A 16,343-nucleotide genomic window follows, 5' to 3' on the forward strand; every position below is an offset into this window, starting at 1 on the left:
AGCAAGATTGCTTCGATCACTCATGACTGTTGCAAGGTGGCAACGAACTTGCGTGACTCATCAATGGAGCGCTGCATATCTCTTAGCAGGCGATCAATGTCCAGCTTAATGGCACCAAATTCACCCTTGAGTGCCGCAATAGCCCGTGCATTGAGGTTGTGTTTCAGATACAAAACCTGATCCCGGAAGGCATTCAGAACCGGTTGCATGCGCTTTTCTGATTGTTCCATGCTGGCCAGCATTTTTTTGTACTGATGACGGGTTTCATTCAGCTGCAGTTGACTGGCACGACGAAGACTGCCGCTGGAATAGAGTTCCAGCTCTGCTTCCCACTCTTCAAAGAGTGCTTCCGAGACATCTTTAACGTCCCGGATGCGCTTACGAACCTTATCTGCAGAAGCTTCGCTGTCCTCGAACTCAGCATTAAGCTGATCATAAAGCGCCTCCAGATCACCACCATTAAAATTGACGACGCTGCGAAACTGTTCCAACGCTGAGCTGAATTGCTCTTGAGCTTCTTCCTGAGCGGCCTGAGAGCTCTTGATGCGGTCCACCAAAATCTCGCGCTTGTAAACGCCTACCTTTTCCATGGCGCTGTAATAAGTACTCTGGCAGCCTGTCAGAAAGACCGACAAAATAAGCAGCAGGACGGGTATTCCTGCCCGGAATGCTGAGAACATAGCGCTAATCTTCCTGATTTTTAATGGCGTCAATGACTTTCTGGTTGCGCTTGTCTGCCAGGTGACTGTTAACAACAAACAGGGCATGAATGATTCCGGGAATCCAACCCAGCAGGGTCAGAATAATATTAAGGATCATCTGACCCGGCTTGCCACATAAAAGAACGGCTATCGGTGGCAAAAGTATTGCCAGAAAATAACGCATAACGTCTCCCTGAGTGTGTTTTGGTTGCAGCCAGAATATGCGAAACCAACTGGCCAGGTACTTAGTAGTTTATTGCTGAGCAAGAAGATCAAGCAGTCTCAGCACTTCTTCCTGAAGATTTCTGGAGGCCAGGGCCAGGTTGGAAGCGAATTCTTCTGCTGTGCCATGCTTACTGTCCATCAGGTCTGTCACCGATTTTACCGCAACCACTGGCGTCTGGTAATGGGAAGCTACCCAGGCAATGGCTGCGGCTTCCATCTCTTTGTTGACCATAGGTTCCTGACGCAGAATGGCTTCATCGGTCGGACTCATATCGAGAGAGTTGCCGGTGCAGACAACAGAGGTGGGCAAATCCAGTTTTCGGGCCAGATCCACTGCCACTTGGCACTGAAAATTACCGTCGCCGTAGGCTTCGTAATGTTCGCCCATGGGGATACGACGGTCAAAGAAACGAATACGCTCGCCAATATAAACGTCACCAACTTTACAGCCCTTGTCGGAAAAACCTCCACAGGTTCCGGCATTGATGACCAGGTCCGGTGACAAGAGGCGAAGTGCTTCGTATGCCGCCAGGGTTGCTGGCTGGGTACCGACATTTTCTACACCGTGAACTGAGTCGGAACCGTTGGTAATCAGATTGATGTTCAGATTCTTATACTCACCCGCAAAGGTTTTGCAGGGTAGCAGGGGATTTGTGTCGTCTGTTTCGGCCAGGCCCAGTTTCTCAATGAGTGGCGCTGCTTCCTGTTTCATGGCCACAACCATTGTAATTCTTTTCATAGCTATCAATTTGGTTGGTAATGGAATTCTATAGTTTCCTGTTATAAGAAGTTAATTCCAATAAGTAAAACCTTATATTTTTATCTGCCTTCCTCCCCATGCCATTTCGGCATTAATCCTTCGCTTTAGGCATTTCACAAGCTCCCTGGGAGTCGTAATTATATGACCATAGTTTCTAGTGATATTGCTAATCTTGCAGTCACCAATTAAACGGAGTATGTCGTGTTAGGAGTACTGGGCGGAATGGGGCCTCTGGCTACCGTAGACTTTATGCAGAAAATCATTGCTTTGACACAAGCCAGTAAGGATCAGGAGCACCTGCCCATGCTGGTGCATAATGTCCCTCAGATTCCAGATCGCAGTGCCTGCATTCTTGAAGGTTGCGAGGACCCTTTTCCGGCCTTGCTGAGAGGTTTGAGAAGTCTTGAGCGAGGCGGTGCCCAGTGTGCAGTGATTCCCTGTAATACTGCACATTTCTGGTTTGATAAGCTGCACAAACAGGCTCGGATTCCAATGATCAGTATCCTGAGTTGTGTTGAACAACATATCCGACGAAATAATCTGCGCAAAATAGGTGTTATGGCGACCAGCGCTACGGTTTCAGCCATAATGTACCAACGGCAGATAGAGAACGATGGTCGTGAATGTCTGATACCTGAGCAGGGAATGCAAACGCTGATGATGGATGCCATCTACGATATTAAGGCAGGGCGTCTGGAGCAGGGCAGTCAGTGTATGAAAATGGTTTTTGATGATCTGGTTAGTCAGGGCGCTGAAGCGGTTATTCTGGGCTGCACAGAAATTCCTGTAGGTCTTGCCGACGTTGTGAAAACAAATCCCGGACAGTACATTGATGCAACAGCGCTGTTAGCCGGAGCCTGTGTTGACTGGTACAGTCAGCAGGAAGAGAAAGAAGCTGCTTGAGGAGCGGGGGTAAGTTGAACTGAAGTCTGGGAGTCGTGCCTGAATGAATCTGGAAACCAAGTGGCTGGAAGATTTTCTGGCATTGGCCGAGCTGAGAAATTTTTCCCGTGCTGCTGATTTTCGAAACATCACACAACCTGCTTTTGGTCGAAGAGTTCGTTCTCTGGAACAGACGGTCGGTTTTGAGCTGGTAGACAGGGGAACGGTTCCCATCAAACTGACTCCGGAAGGGCGTTTGTTCAGAACAACGGCCAGGAACCTGCTTCGTCAAATGGAAGAGGGTCTGGGTCAGTTACAGGGTGTCGTCTCCGGGCAGGCCATTGACTTTGCTGCAGCTCATTCCCTGTCGGTGACTTTGTTACCGGAATTGATTCAGCAGGTGAGTGAAGATGAGCAATTACTGCAAACCAGAGTAGAAAGCATTGATGTTGATCTCGCGGTAGAGGCGCTGCAGGAAGGTAATTGTGATTTTCTCCTGGCGTTCAATGTTGACGCTTTAATGCAGCCGCCCTTTGAATATCTGAAACTGGGGATGACGCGTCTTTTGCCCGTTTGTCTGCCTGATGCTCAGGGAAAACCAATGTTTTCTGATAGTGATCCTGGCACTGTACCCTTACTCCGATATAGCCCCAATGCTTTTATGGGGCGCAAGGTCAATAGTCTGTTGAGTGCATCGGACGTTCCCGTACTCTTTCAGACGGTAATGGAGTCTTCCCTGACCAACCTGCTCAAGGAAATGGCTCTTAAAGGCAAAGGGGTTGCCTGGTTACCGGATTATTCCGTACAGGATGAGCTGAAGTCTGGTCAGCTGGTTCCCTATTCTGAAAGAGCTGACTGGACGGGCTCTATAGAAATTCTGCTTTACCGAAACACAGTTCGGCTGCATGCCAGAGCTGAAAGGTTATGGACTGAGTTGAGCCAGCGTTGTGAGTCAGGATGGCAACTGATGGAAGTCTATTCCCTGTCAGGCTCCTAGCGGTTATGCAGTATCCATACCTTTCATGATAGAGTGTGTTTTTTTCACCTTTATGTCGATGAGCAGATGCTGAAATGAGCGATAAACCGAAACGACCCGAAAATGAACAAGATGCTGTGGACGGTCTGTTTCCCGTCGATGAGCACTTTGAAGAGGTGGTCGAAGGTGGGGAGACAGTTCGCCACAGAGGCATTTATATACTGCCTAACCTGTTTACAACAGGTAATCTGTTCTGTGGCTTTTACGCCATTATCAGTGCCCAGGCGGGTTTTTTTACCCAGGCTTGTATTTCAGTCTTTGTTGCTATGATTCTGGATGGCCTCGATGGTCGTGTTGCCCGGATGACCAACACCCAGAGCAAGTTCGGTGCGGAGTACGACAGTCTGGCAGATATGGTGACCTTTGGTGTAACGCCTGCCATGGTCGCCTACAGTTGGGCCCTGAATGATCTGGGTAAAGTGGGCTGGATGGTTGCCTTCATTTATGCAGCCTGTGCTGCTTTGCGTCTGGCCCGTTTCAATACTCAGCTGGAAGTAACAGATAGCCGCTATTTCACCGGTCTGGCCAGCCCCGCTGCAGCAGCACTGGTCATTGGTATGGTATGGGCGCTGAGTGATTTTGGTATCGACGGCAACATGATGGGTATTGCATTGCTGGGCGCTCTGATTACAGGTCTGGCTGGTGTGCTGATGGTCAGTAATTTTCAGTACAACAGTTTCAAGAAACTGGACCTGAAAGGACGGGTGCCTTTCATTTTTATGATTGTCATGGTTTTGGCTTTTGCCGTCGTCTTTACCGATCCACCCAGAGTGCTGATGCTGATTTTTCTGAGTTATGCCTGCTCCGGACCCATTATGTTCCTGGTAGGAAAAACCAGAAAACAAACGGCTCCTGAATGACTCAAGAGCCACGCGGTTTTACTCTGGTTCCCATCCTGCAGAGTGTGGCTACAAGTTGATCAGCGCACAGTGGTTCCTTTTCTCTGTCTCTCCTGCCATTGAGTATCCAAATCGACTCGGGCAGAAGACGGAGGCAAGATATCTGCCTCCCGGATGAGGTCTGCCGCCCTCTCCGCCACCATGATCGTAGGGGCATTCAGATTGCCATTGGGAATGGTTGGGAAGATGGAGGAGTCCACTACTCTCAGTCCTTCCAGTCCTTTAACTCTTGTCTTTGGATCGACCACAGACATGTTATCCGTTCCCATCTTGCAGGAGCAGGATGGATGATAGGCACTTTCAACGGATTCCCGAACAAAGGCATCAATCTGTTCATCGGTTTGAATGCTTTCTCCCGGCTGTATTTCTGAGTCTCGGTATTCATCGAACGCCGGTTGGTTGATGATTTCCCGGGTCAGACGAACGCATTGTCTGAAGCCTTCCCGGTCTTCTTCGTGGGACAGATAGTTGAACCGAATACCGGGGTGAACATCTGGATTGGCTGACACCGCTCTCACCCAGCCGCGGCTTTTGGGTTTGTTGTGGCCGATATGAACCTGGAAACCATGTCCGTCAAAAGCACTCCTGCCATCGTAGCGCATCGCAGCTGGCAGGAAGTGGTATTGCATATCAGGCCATTCAACGCCTGCTTTTGAACGGATAAAACCACAAGATTCAAAATGATTGGTCGCACCCAGCCCGTCTCTCATGAACAACCAGCGAGCACCAATGAATAATTTACTGAGCGGGTCGAGTTTGCCGTTGAGAGTAATGGGCTTTTTGCAGCGAAACTGAAAGTAGAATTCCAGATGATCCTGCAAATTTTCACCTACACCAGGCAATTCGTGTTGAACTGCTATATCTGCGTCTTCTAATACCTTGCGAGGGCCTATTCCTGATAATTGAAGAATATGAGGTGAGCCAATAGAGCCTGCCGAAAGAATGATTTCTTTAGTGACCAGCACTTTTTTGATGAGACCTTTATGTTTATATTCGACGCCTGTAGCCTTTTTGCCTTCCAGCAGGACACGCTGAACCTGGGCATGGGTAACCACCGTTAAATGACTTCGTTTCATTGCCGGGCGAAGATAGGCGTTGGCAGTGGACCAGCGTATACCGTTCTTAACAGTCATGTGCATGGCTCCAAAACCTTCCTGTCGAGCACCGTTGCAGTCAGTGGTTTCCAGGTAGCCTGCTTCTACCCCGGCCTTTATAAAGGTGGAGTAGAGAGGGTTTTTCATTTCATTACCATTATTGACCGCTAATGGACCACTGCCTCCCCGATAGTCATCGGCACCGAAAGCCCAGGTTTCTGCTTTACGAAAATAGGGCAGGCAGTGGCGGTAATCCCAGTTGGTAGCTCCGTGCTGATGCCATTCATCAAAGTCTTTAGCGTGGCCCCGAACATAGACCATGCCATTGATGGAAGAAGAACCACCCAGCACCTTACCCCGGGGGCAGTGCATACGACGGTTGTCGAGAAAGGGTTCAGGCCGGGTTATAAACTGCCAGGCATACTTTTCGGTATTCATGGGAATGGACAGAGCCGCAGGCATTCGAATAACGATGCTCTTGTCACTGCCACCGGTTTCAATTAGCAGAACACGACTTTTGCCGTCTTCTGTCAGGCGATTGGCCAGAACGCATCCGGCAGAACCGGCTCCGACTATGACATAGTCATATTTTGTCATGCTCGTGCACCTTGAATGCGAAGTTAAAAAGGACTCTCCAGAGGTGTCATACCGACATACACTGCTTTGACCTGGGTGTAATGCCTCATTGTTTCAACACCATTTTCACGACCTATACCGGACTGCTTATAACCACCTACTGGCATTTCAGCCGGTGAGGTACCGTAATGGTTGATCCAGCAGATACCTGCCTGAAGCTGCCGAATAACCCGGTGGGCACGGGTGATATCCTGAGTAAAGACTCCGGCTGCAAGGCCCAGTTCGGTGTCGTTAGCGCGGGCAATGACCTCTGCTTCATCTTCGAAGGTGAATACCGTCATTACGGGCCCGAAAATCTCCTCGCGGGCAATGGTCATATCATCGTGGCAATCGGTAAAAATGGTGGGTTCAACAAAAAGGCCATCGGCTGCTGTCGAAGGACTGGCTGCTTTGCCTCCGGTCAACAAAGTGGCGCCTTCCATAATGCCCTGGTGGATGTAGTTAAGAACCCGTTGATGGTGTTTTTCTGATATTAGCGCACCCATGTTGGTGCACGGATCCATAGGGTCGCCCAGCACAATATTGCCTTCAGTACGCTGCCGTAGTTTTTCTATAAATTCGGGATAGATACTCTTGTGAACATAAACCCGTGTAGCGTTTGTACAGACTTCGCCCTGGGTATAGAAGTTACCGAGCATGGCTCCGGAGGTGGCATTCTCAAGATCAGCATCCTCAAAGATAATCAGAGGGGACTTTCCGCCCAGCTCCATGGTGACCTCTTTCAATGAAGAGGCCGCACCGGTCATGACTTTTTTACCGGTGCTGACCTCTCCTGTGAAAGAGACCTTGGCAATCTCCGGATGATGAGCCAGCCAGGCACCGACTTCCCCGTCGCCCTGAATGACATTGAAGACGCCAGCAGGCATGCCTGCCTCGACAAATATCTCAGCCAGTTTCAAGGCACCCAGAGGCGTCTCTTCAGAGGGTTTGAAAATCATACTGTTGCCGCAGGCCAATGCGGGTGCAGCTTTCCAGCAGGCAATTTGCAGAGGGTAGTTCCAGGCACCTATTCCGGCACAGATGCCCAGTGCTTCGCGGCGAGTGTAATAAAAGTCATCACCCAGGCACTGCTGATTGCCTTCAAGGGAAGGGGCCAATCCAGCAAAAAACTCAATGGAGTCTGCGCCTGTAACCACATCAACTACGCTGGCTTCTTGCCAGGGTTTACCGGTATCGAAAACTTCAATTCGAGCCAGTTCATCGTTGCGCTCACGCAAAAGACTGACAGCACGTTTCAGGATTCGACTGCGCTCCATACCCGTCATTTCTGACCAGATTTCAAAGCCTTTTTGAGCACTGACAACCGCAGCCTGGCGAATGCTGTTATCGGCTTTCTCCACGGTATAAATGGTTTGACGAGTTGCGGGATTGATCACCGGAAATGTTTCTCCGGTCTCATTGGCCAGGTATTGGCCGTCAACAAAATTCTGATAGCAGGGTGATAACACAGCTAACTCCCTTGTTTATGCAGAGGTGCAAAGTTAAGGACTCTGTAATTCTCAGGGAACGACAGTAGAAACACCGATTTAATTTTATGTGAAAATGACAAAAAAGCTGCTAAGTGATCAAGTGGCTATGGGAATGGAATATTTGCAGCTGATATGACGTCTATATTTTCATTTTCGAAATGTGAATCTGCGCCATTGAAACCAACGTAAATGGTAAAAAAGAGAATTTCCCGGGAGAGTATCGATGCTGATCAAGACCAGAAAGTCAGGAGACATTCGCAGCAGCGAAATAACTTCAGAAAGTGTTTACAGGGAGCGTCGCCGTTTTTTGAAAATGGGTGGGCAGTTTGCCTTTGCCGGTATGGGGCTGGCTCTGACTGGCTGCACTGATGCTGCAGATCCCCGGTCAGCCAGGAAACCAGCGTTTGCAAACCATGATAAGGTTCCACAGCTCTCTGCCCCGGATTGGCTGCAAAAGAAAGTAGCCAGCTATCAATCCAGTCGTTTTACCACCGATGAAGCTTTAACCCCTTATGCCAGCGTGACTGGCTACAACAACTTTTACGAGTTTGGCTATTCAAAAGACGACCCTGCCAAACACGCTAAAAATATGAAAACTGATCCCTGGTCGTTAGTGGTTGACGGAGAGGTTGAGAAACCCGGGAAATACACGCTGGAAGATATGCTCAGACCCCATGATGTTGAAGAGAGAATCTACCGTCTTCGTTGTGTAGAAGCCTGGTCTATGGTCATTCCCTGGATCGGCGTGTCACTGGCCAACATGCTGAAGCGTTTTCAACCTACATCCAGGGCAAAGTATGTTCAGTTCGAAACACTCTATGATCCTGAACAGATGCCGGGTCAACGCTCCCGTTTCAGTTCCATCGAATACCCTTATGTCGAAGGACTGAGAATGGATGAAGCTATGAATCCACTGTCTTTTATGGCGATTGGTGTTTATGGCAAGACTCTGCCACCGCAAAATGGAGCCCCTCTAAGACTGGTTGTCCCCTGGAAGTATGGCTTCAAGAGCATCAAGTCCATTGTCAAAATCCGTTTTACTGAAACCATGCCACAAACCACCTGGGTTAAATCAGGCCCCAGCGAGTATGGCTTTTATGCCAATGTCAATCCCGAAGTCGATCATCCGCGCTGGAGCCAGAAACAAGAGCGCAGATTACCTAACTCCATCTGGGAGCCAAACCAGATTAAAACTCAAAAGTTCAACGGTTATGGCGAAGAAGTGGCCCATCTCTACAAGGGAATGGATCTCAGGAAGTTCTATTAAAGGTGGCGTTATGGACTGGGTTGCAAAGTTAAAGTGGTTTGTTTTTCCACTCTGTCTGGCGCCATTGGTCTGGCTGATCAATGCTGTTATCACTCATCAACTGGGACCCGACCCGGCAAATACGCTGACCCGAGATTTGGGGGAGTGGGCTTTAATCTTCCTTTGCATCAGTCTGGCGGTGACTCCGGCAAGAAAAATCACAGGTGTTAACAAGCTGATCCGGTTTCGAAGAATGTTCGGGCTCTTCTCGCTCTTTTATGCCGTGTTGCATGTGGTGGCTTATGTTGCATTCATGCTGGGCTGGCAGTGGCAAACACTGTTGGAAGATCTATATCAGCGTCCCTATATAATAGTGGGTGCTTTTGCGATTCTGATTCTCTCGGTACTGGGTGTCACATCCACCAGGGGCATGATGCGCCGGTTAGGGAAAAAGTGGGTGAAGCTGCATAAGCTGGTCTATCTGGCTGCAGGTTTGGCGGTTCTGCATTTTGTCTGGCTTTCAAAAAGTGACTATACCGAAGCGGTAATATTTGGTTCTGTAATGGCAGGCCTGATGCTGTTTAGATTGCCCGTCAGGGGCCACCGCTAGTAGCAGGCTTTATACCTTTTATCAATGAAGAAATTTCGCACAGGTCCTTTCGCTATATTGAGAGTTACGGTTACAAAGGATACAGGTGTGATGAAACAGAAATCTCTTCTTGTGCTTCTGATGGTTCTATTCAGTCCTGTTTGTTTGAGTCATCTTATGCCAGGTGACTATGGTCTGACCGAAGAAAGCATCACAAAACCTTATCAGGCGAATGACTTTCTCTGTGGTTCTATTATCGTAGAAGTTAAGGATGGCTGGAGTATTGAGCAGGTAAGGCTCAATAAAGGTACTATTCAAAATCAGTTTCAATTTGCCGAGCAGCAGACTAAAGGGCTGTTTTTTCCAACACAACTTGGAGGTGGATTACTGCACGTCAGGCAATCCACAGGCGTTAACGAGTTCACAAGGTTGTATCCGTTTTCGGATCCTGTCGATTTCGAGTTAACCGTTTCCCAGGCAGGTCAGGTGAATCAGACTAAATATAGAATTACCAAAGGAATCTGCAGCGAAATAAAGCTGGGAGAGGTTAAGGTTGAGTTAAAGGAGGGTAACGATATCAGTTACTACGTTCAACCTGTCGTGCAAGATGATACAACGGGCCGGTTCTGGCAGGCCTGGCGTTTTGAATACTACACACCGGCCTATATGGTCATCCCATCTCCAGAGTGAAAATTAGTTTCTGGCAGCTTCCAAACTTACTCTATATGATTTTTGTCGTGTAGGTAGTTTACGAAGCTTGTCAGCCTCCCTCATCTGCGTATAATGCGCCTCCACTGATCGGGGCATGGCTCTCAAAGAGTACGCAACGATCCATTGCAACAACGTTTAAAACGGTGATTGACAATCGGATCGAACAGCGTAGAATGCACCGCCGCTGAGACAGAAACGCAACGCTCACTGAGTGAACGAATGCGGTCCCGGCAAGTTGAAAAGTGGCTTGAAAAACAGGTGCTTGACAACAACCGGCGCCAAGGTAAGATGAGCGCCTCGCTGAACAGCGCTGACTGCTGGTTCAGCCGGTTAAAACCTTCTTGTTTTAATCCAGTTCTTTAACAAATTATCAGACAATTCGTGTGGGCGCTTGTGTGAATAGCATCGGTCAACAGAGCTTTGCTCTGAAATGATTTAAATGCTGATCAAGCAAGCGAACATACCCTTAAATTCTATGAGAATTTATCTTCTCATAAAGAGTTTCATGTACGTTTAATTGCAAATGATTGAGCAGCGGACTGTTTTCGGACAGGAAGCAAAACGATTTAAACTGAAGAGTTTGATCATGGCTCAGATTGAACGCTGGCGGCAGGCCTAACACATGCAAGTCGAGCGGTAACATTTCCAGCTTGCTGGAAGATGACGAGCGGCGGACGGGTGCGTAACACGTAGGAATCTGCCCGGTAGTGGGGGATAGCCCGGAGAAATCCGGATTAATACCGCATACGTCCTACTCTTTTTCGGAAGAGGGGGGAAAGCAGGGGACTCTTCGGAACCTTGCGCTATCGGATGAGCCTGCGTCGGATTAGCTGGTTGGTGGGGTAAAGGCCTACCAAGGCGACGATCCGTAGCTGGTCTGAGAGGATGATCAGCCACACTGGGACTGAGACACGGCCCAGACTCCTACGGGAGGCAGCAGTGGGGAATATTGCACAATGGGCGCAAGCCTGATGCAGCCATGCCGCGTGTGTGAAGAAGGCCCTAGGGTTGTAAAGCACTTTCAGCGAGGAGGAAAGGTTCAAGGTTAATACCCTTGAGCTGTGACGTTACTCGCAGAAGAAGCACCGGCTAACTCCGTGCCAGCAGCCGCGGTAATACGGAGGGTGCGAGCGTTAATCGGAATTACTGGGCGTAAAGCGTGCGTAGGCGGCTTGTTAAGTTGGATGTGAAAGCCCCGGGCTCAACCTGGGAACGGCACCCAAAACTGGCAAGCTAGAGTGCGGAAGAGGAGTGTGGAATTTCCTGTGTAGCGGTGAAATGCGTAGATATAGGAAGGAACACCAGTGGCGAAGGCGACACTCTGGTCTGACACTGACGCTGAGGTACGAAAGCGTGGGGAGCAAACAGGATTAGATACCCTGGTAGTCCACGCCGTAAACGATGTCTACTAGTCGTCGGGGATCTTGCATTTCTGGTGACGCAGCTAACGCGATAAGTAGACCGCCTGGGGAGTACGGCCGCAAGGTTAAAACTCAAATGAATTGACGGGGGCCCGCACAAGCGGTGGAGCATGTGGTTTAATTCGAAGCAACGCGAAGAACCTTACCTGGCCTTGACATCCTGCGAACTTACTAGAGATAGTTTGGTGCCTTCGGGAACGCAGTGACAGGTGCTGCATGGCTGTCGTCAGCTCGTGTCGTGAGATGTTGGGTTAAGTCCCGCAACGAGCGCAACCCTTATCCTCAGTTACCAGCACTTCGGGTGGGCACTCTGGGGAGACTGCCGGTGACAAACCGGAGGAAGGTGGGGACGACGTCAAGTCATCATGGCCCTTACGGCCAGGGCTACACACGTGCTACAATGGTGCATACAGACGGTTGCCAAGCCGCGAGGTGGAGCTAATCTGAGAAAGTGCATCGTAGTCCGGATTGGAGTCTGCAACTCGACTCCATGAAGTCGGAATCGCTAGTAATCGTGAATCAGAATGTCACGGTGAATACGTTCCCGGGCCTTGTACACACCGCCCGTCACACCATGGGAGTGGGTTGCTCCAGAAGTAGCTAGCTTAACCTTCGGGAGAGCGGTTACCACGGAGTGATTCATGACTGGGGTGAAGTCGTAACAAGGTAGCCCTAGGGGAACCTGGGGCTGGATCACCTCCTTAAACGAAGACCGACCTTCCATAAGCGTTCACACGAATTGTTTGATTATCAGTTGTCAGTTGACGGTGGTCAGTTGGCAGTTGTTAGTTTTGTTCTTTAACAATGTGGAATCCAAACTTAAATAAGCTGAGTTGATTTAAAAGACTTTGGTCTTTTAATGAAATTCTTGCTGAGACACTCTCAAGTGTAGGGCGTATCAGTGGCCGGTTGTCAGTTGACAGTTGCCGGTTACTGAAGATCGTTTAAAGGTAGTTATTGCCTATAACCAACAATTGCCACGAATCGACTGACCACTGGTCACCGACAACTGACAACTGCGATCTCGAAGAGATCGCTTTGGGTTATATGGTCAAGTGACTAAGCGTACACGGTGGATGCCTTGGCAGTCAGAGGCGATGAAGGACGTGGTAATCTGCGAAAAGTCTTGGGGAGCCGATAAACAGGCGTTGATCCAGGAATGTCCGAATGGGGAAACCCACTCACACAAGTGAGTATCCTTAACCTGAATACATAGGGTTTAGGAGGCGAACCCGGGGAACTGAAACATCTAAGTACCCGGAGGAAAAGAAATCAACCGAGATTCCCCCAGTAGCGGCGAGCGAACGGGGAGTAGCCCTTAAGCAATTTTTGGTTTAGCGGAACACTCTGGAAAGTGTGGCCATAGTGGGTGATAGCCCCGTACGCGAAAAGCCAGTTATTGTGAAATCGAGTAGGACGGCACACGTGAAATGTTGTCTGAACATGGGGGGACCATCCTCCAAGGCTAAATACTCCTGACTGACCGATAGTGAACCAGTACCGTGAGGGAAAGGCGAAAAGAACCCCGTTGAGGGGAGTGAAATAGAACCTGAAACCGTGTACGTACAAGCAGTGGGAGTCAGTGGTCAGTTGTCAGTTGTCAGTTGCCAGTAGGCAAGCGACAGCAGATGACTGATTACCAGGTCGTCAAGTTGGAAAATACGGGCAGATTTGCAGAGGTGTTGAAATTGACGCTGAACAAAACTGACCACCGACAACTGACAACTGACAACTGGCCACTGATGACTGCGTACCTTTTGTATAATGGGTCAGCGACTTATTTTCTGTGGCAAGGTTAACCGTATAGGGAAGCCGTAGCGAAAGCGAGTCTTAACAGGGCGTCCAGTCGCAGTGAATAGACCCGAAACCGGGCGATCTATCCATGAGCAGGTTGAAGATCAGGTAACACTGATTGGAGGACCGAACCCACTGTCGTTGAAAAGCCAGGGGATGACTTGTGGATAGGAGTGAAAGGCTAATCAAGCCCGGAGATAGCTGGTTCTCCTCGAAAGCTATTTAGGTAGCGCCTCGTGTCTCACCATCGGGGGTAGAGCACTGTTTGGGCTAGGGGGCCATCCCGGCTTACCAACCCCATGCAAACTCCGAATACCGATGAGTGCAATCACGGGAGACACACGGCGGGTGCTAACGTCCGTCGTGGAAAGGGAAACAACCCAGACCGTCAGCTAAGGTCCCAAAGTAATAGTTAAGTGGGAAACGATGTGAGAAGGCCCAGACAGCCAGGAGGTTGGCTTAGAAGCAGCCACCCTTTAAAGAAAGCGTAATAGCTCACTGGTCGAGTCGGCTCGCGCGGAAGATGTAACGGGGCTCAAACTATTCACCGAAGCTACGGGGTTCAGTTGTCAGTTTACAGTTGTCAGTTGGCAGTATGAGAAGTAAGTATGCAGCGATTTGAAGATTTAGAAGTATTTCAACGGGCCTATAAGCTTTCTTTGAAAGTTCACAAGCTCTCGCTGGAATTTCCGAGAATTGAACAAATGCATGAACTTGCTGATCAGATGCGCAGAGCCAGTAAAGGAATCTGTGCAAATATTGCTGAAGGACATGGGAAACTGATCATCTCAAAAGCAGAGTTTCGAAGGTTCATATTGATGGCTATCGGATCATCTGACGAAATGAGAGTTTGGTTAAGGTACTGCCTTGATCGTCAATTACATTGACGATCAGCAATGGCAAGACCTCAAAACCGAATACAACCAAGTCAGTAAGATGTTGGTTAGTTTGCACGAGAGTTTTAAATAACTCAGTTCAAACTGACAACCGACAACTGCAAACTGACAACTGAACCGGTAGAGGAGCGTTCTGTAAGCCGTTGAAGGTTCACCGGGAGGTGGGCTGGAGGTATCAGAAGTGCGAATGCTGACATGAGTAACGATAAAGGGAGTGAGAGGCTCCCTCGCCGGAAGACCAAGGGTTCCTGCGCAACGCTAATCGGCGCAGGGTGAGTCGGCCCCTAAGGTGAGGTCGAAAGACGTAATCGATGGGAAACAGGTTAATATTCCTGTACCCCTTTTGACTGCGATGGAGTGACGGAGAAGGCTAGGCCGGCAGGGCGATGGTTGTCCCTGTTTAAGGTCGTAGGCTGTGGACCCAGGCAAATCCGGGTTCACAAAGCCGAGAACTGATGACGAACCCACCAAGGTGGGGAAGTGGTTGATGCCAGGCTTCCAGGAAAACCTTCTAAGCTTCAGGTCAAGAGGGACCGTACCCGAAACCGACACAGGTGGTCAGGTAGAGAATACCAAGGCGCTTGAGAGAACCTGGGTGAAGGAACTAGGCAAAATGGCACCGTAACTTCGGGAGAAGGTGCGCCGGCTTTGGTGATCGGGCTTGCCCCGTAAGCTGAGGCTGGTCGAAGATACCAGGTGGCTGCGACTGTTTATTAAAAACACAGCACTGTGCTAACACGTAAGTGGACGTATACGGTGTGACGCCTGCCCGGTGCTCGAAGGTTAATTGATGGGGTTATCTTCGGAGAAGCTCTTGATCGAAGCCCGAGTAAACGGCGGCCGTAACTATAACGGTCCTAAGGTAGCGAAATTCCTTGTCGGGTAAGTTCCGACCTGCACGAATGGCGTAACGATGGCCACGCTGTCTCCACCCAGGACTCAGTGAAATTGAAATCGCTGTTAAGATGCAGTGTATCCGCGGCTAGACGGAAAGACCCCGTGAACCTTTACTACAGCTTCACAGTGGATCTTGATGTTGCTTGTGTAGGATAGGTGGGAGGCTTTGAAGTGTGGACGCCAGTCTGCATGGAGCCAACCTTGAAATACCACCCTGGCAATATTGAGGTTCTAACCCAGGTCCTTTAGCAGGATCGGGGACATTGTGTGGTGGGTAGTTTGACTGGGGCGGTCTCCTCCCAAAGAGTAACGGAGGAGCACGAAGGTTGGCTAAGCACGGTCGGACATCGTGCGGTTAGTGTAATGGTACAAGCCAGCTTGACTGCGAGAGGTACATCTCGAGCAGGTACGAAAGTAGGTCATAGTGATCCGGTGGTTCTGAATGGAAGGGCCATCGCTCAACGGATAAAAGGTACTCCGGGGATAACAGGCTGATACCGCCCAAGAGTTCACATCGACGGCGGTGTTTGGCACCTCGATGTCGGCTCATCACATCCTGGGGCTGAAGCCGGTCCCAAGGGTATGGCTGTTCGCCATTTAAAGTGGTACGCGAGCTGGGTTTAGAACGTCGTGAGACAGTTCGGTCCCTATCTGCCGTGGACGTTGGAAGTTTGAGGAGAGCTGCTCCTAGTACGAGAGGACCGGAGTGGACGAACCACTGGTGTTCGGGTTGTGTCGCCAGACGCATTGCCCGGTAGCTAAGTTCGGACGGGATAACCGCTGAAAGCATCTAAGCGGGAAGCCCCCTTCAAGATGAGACTTCCCTGGCCGCAAGGCCCATAAGAGACGTTGAAGACTACGACGTTGATAGGCGGGATGTGTAAGCGTTGTGAGGCGTTGAGCTAACCCGTACTAATGACTCGAGAGGCTTGACCATATAACGCCAAAGCGATTTGCGCAGCGAAGCTGCCAGCAAAAGCTGGAAGCCTGAAGCTGGAAGCTTGAAGCCGTACACAGTGAACGAGAGTGTTGAGCAAGAATAGACGACACAGCTTAAAAGAGATTTGGATTCCAGAGCCTTAGTTTT

General features: G+C 49.7%; 10 protein-coding genes, 2 rRNA genes and 1 pseudogene. 8 read left to right on the top strand and 5 right to left on the bottom strand.

The genetic code is table 11. The features are described from left to right. Positions 1-20: 20 nt before the first annotated feature. The 3 genes and pseudogenes from ACO6V5_RS22605 to ACO6V5_RS22615 form a co-directional block, all read right to left on the bottom strand. Positions 21-680 carry a DUF2959 domain-containing protein gene (locus tag ACO6V5_RS22605; RefSeq protein ID WP_422135530.1) on the bottom strand — a complete coding sequence of 220 codons (660 nt, stop codon included), beginning with the start codon at positions 678-680 and terminating at the stop codon, positions 21-23. 70 nt (positions 681-750) lie between these two features. Beyond that, positions 751-885, bottom strand: a pseudogene (locus ACO6V5_RS22610) (YqaE/Pmp3 family membrane protein); the annotation flags it as partial. 69 nt (positions 886-954) lie between these two features. Beyond that, positions 955-1,665, bottom strand: coding sequence for a hypothetical protein (locus ACO6V5_RS22615; RefSeq protein ID WP_422135529.1), 711 nt, complete (start codon positions 1,663-1,665; stop codon positions 955-957). Between the two features lie 222 nt (positions 1,666-1,887). Here ACO6V5_RS22615 and ACO6V5_RS22620 point away from each other — a divergent pair, with 222 nt between their 5' ends. From ACO6V5_RS22620 to pssA, 3 genes are all read left to right on the top strand, one after another. Further along, the gene (locus tag ACO6V5_RS22620) at positions 1,888-2,589 is read left to right on the top strand and encodes an aspartate/glutamate racemase family protein (protein ID WP_422411624.1); all 702 of its coding nucleotides are present in this window, start codon (positions 1,888-1,890) and stop codon (positions 2,587-2,589) included. A gap of 43 nt (positions 2,590-2,632) precedes the next feature. Beyond that, on the top strand, positions 2,633-3,565 hold the full coding sequence (locus tag ACO6V5_RS22625; protein ID WP_422135527.1) for a LysR substrate-binding domain-containing protein: 933 nt from the start codon (positions 2,633-2,635) through the stop codon (positions 3,563-3,565). Between the two features lie 74 nt (positions 3,566-3,639). After that, a complete protein-coding gene (gene pssA / locus ACO6V5_RS22630) occupies positions 3,640-4,464 on the top strand; it encodes a CDP-diacylglycerol--serine O-phosphatidyltransferase (RefSeq protein WP_422135526.1) in 825 nt (274 codons plus the stop codon). A 59-nt stretch (positions 4,465-4,523) separates the two neighbouring features. Here pssA and betA read toward each other — a convergent pair whose 3' ends face one another. Both betA and betB read right to left on the bottom strand, forming a co-directional pair. Then, positions 4,524-6,194 carry a choline dehydrogenase gene (gene betA / locus ACO6V5_RS22635; protein WP_422135525.1) on the bottom strand — a complete coding sequence of 557 codons (1,671 nt, stop codon included), beginning with the start codon at positions 6,192-6,194 and terminating at the stop codon, positions 4,524-4,526. Between the two features lie 23 nt (positions 6,195-6,217). Continuing rightward, on the bottom strand, positions 6,218-7,681 hold the full coding sequence (betB, locus tag ACO6V5_RS22640; RefSeq protein WP_422135524.1) for a betaine-aldehyde dehydrogenase: 1,464 nt from the start codon (positions 7,679-7,681) through the stop codon (positions 6,218-6,220). A gap of 244 nt (positions 7,682-7,925) precedes the next feature. On the opposite strand from betB, the gene msrP reads away from it, so the two are divergent. The 5 genes from msrP to ACO6V5_RS22665 all read left to right on the top strand — a co-directional run bounded on the left by msrP (position 7,926) and on the right by ACO6V5_RS22665 (position 16,193). Further along, positions 7,926-8,969: a protein-methionine-sulfoxide reductase catalytic subunit MsrP gene (gene msrP, locus ACO6V5_RS22645; RefSeq protein WP_422135523.1), complete on the top strand. Its 1,044-nt coding sequence runs from the start codon at positions 7,926-7,928 to the stop codon at positions 8,967-8,969. 10 nt (positions 8,970-8,979) lie between these two features. Continuing rightward, positions 8,980-9,558 carry a sulfite oxidase heme-binding subunit YedZ gene (locus ACO6V5_RS22650; RefSeq protein WP_422411621.1) on the top strand — a complete coding sequence of 193 codons (579 nt, stop codon included), beginning with the start codon at positions 8,980-8,982 and terminating at the stop codon, positions 9,556-9,558. 90 nt (positions 9,559-9,648) lie between these two features. Next, positions 9,649-10,227: a hypothetical protein gene (locus tag ACO6V5_RS22655; RefSeq protein WP_422135521.1), complete on the top strand. Its 579-nt coding sequence runs from the start codon at positions 9,649-9,651 to the stop codon at positions 10,225-10,227. A gap of 589 nt (positions 10,228-10,816) precedes the next feature. Beyond that, positions 10,817-12,373 (top strand): 16S ribosomal RNA (locus ACO6V5_RS22660). A gap of 345 nt (positions 12,374-12,718) precedes the next feature. Next, positions 12,719-16,193: ribosomal RNA gene (locus tag ACO6V5_RS22665) — 23S ribosomal RNA — on the top strand. The 16S and 23S rRNA genes sit together here, the layout of an rRNA operon. The last annotated feature ends 150 nt before the right edge of the window (positions 16,194-16,343 follow it).

The sequence above is a fragment of the Endozoicomonas sp. ALD068 genome (assembly GCF_049310145.1).
Lineage (GTDB): Bacteria > Pseudomonadota > Gammaproteobacteria > Pseudomonadales > Endozoicomonadaceae > Endozoicomonas_A.

Bases quoted from the DNA above. Each gene is read 5' to 3' on its own strand.
- ACO6V5_RS22605 (WP_422135530.1), bottom strand. From the start codon at position 680: ATGTTCTCAGCATTCCGGGCAGGAATACCCGTCCTGCTGCTTATTTTG.
- ACO6V5_RS22615 (WP_422135529.1), bottom strand. From the start codon at position 1,665: ATGAAAAGAATTACAATGGTTGTGGCCATGAAACAGGAAGCAGCGCCA.
- ACO6V5_RS22625 (WP_422135527.1), top strand. From the start codon at position 2,633: ATGAATCTGGAAACCAAGTGGCTGGAAGATTTTCTGGCATTGGCCGAG.
- pssA (WP_422135526.1), top strand. From the start codon at position 3,640: ATGAGCGATAAACCGAAACGACCCGAAAATGAACAAGATGCTGTGGAC.
- betA (WP_422135525.1), bottom strand. From the start codon at position 6,194: ATGACAAAATATGACTATGTCATAGTCGGAGCCGGTTCTGCCGGATGC.
- msrP (WP_422135523.1), top strand. From the start codon at position 7,926: ATGCTGATCAAGACCAGAAAGTCAGGAGACATTCGCAGCAGCGAAATA.
- ACO6V5_RS22650 (WP_422411621.1), top strand. From the start codon at position 8,980: ATGGACTGGGTTGCAAAGTTAAAGTGGTTTGTTTTTCCACTCTGTCTG.
- ACO6V5_RS22655 (WP_422135521.1), top strand. From the start codon at position 9,649: ATGAAACAGAAATCTCTTCTTGTGCTTCTGATGGTTCTATTCAGTCCT.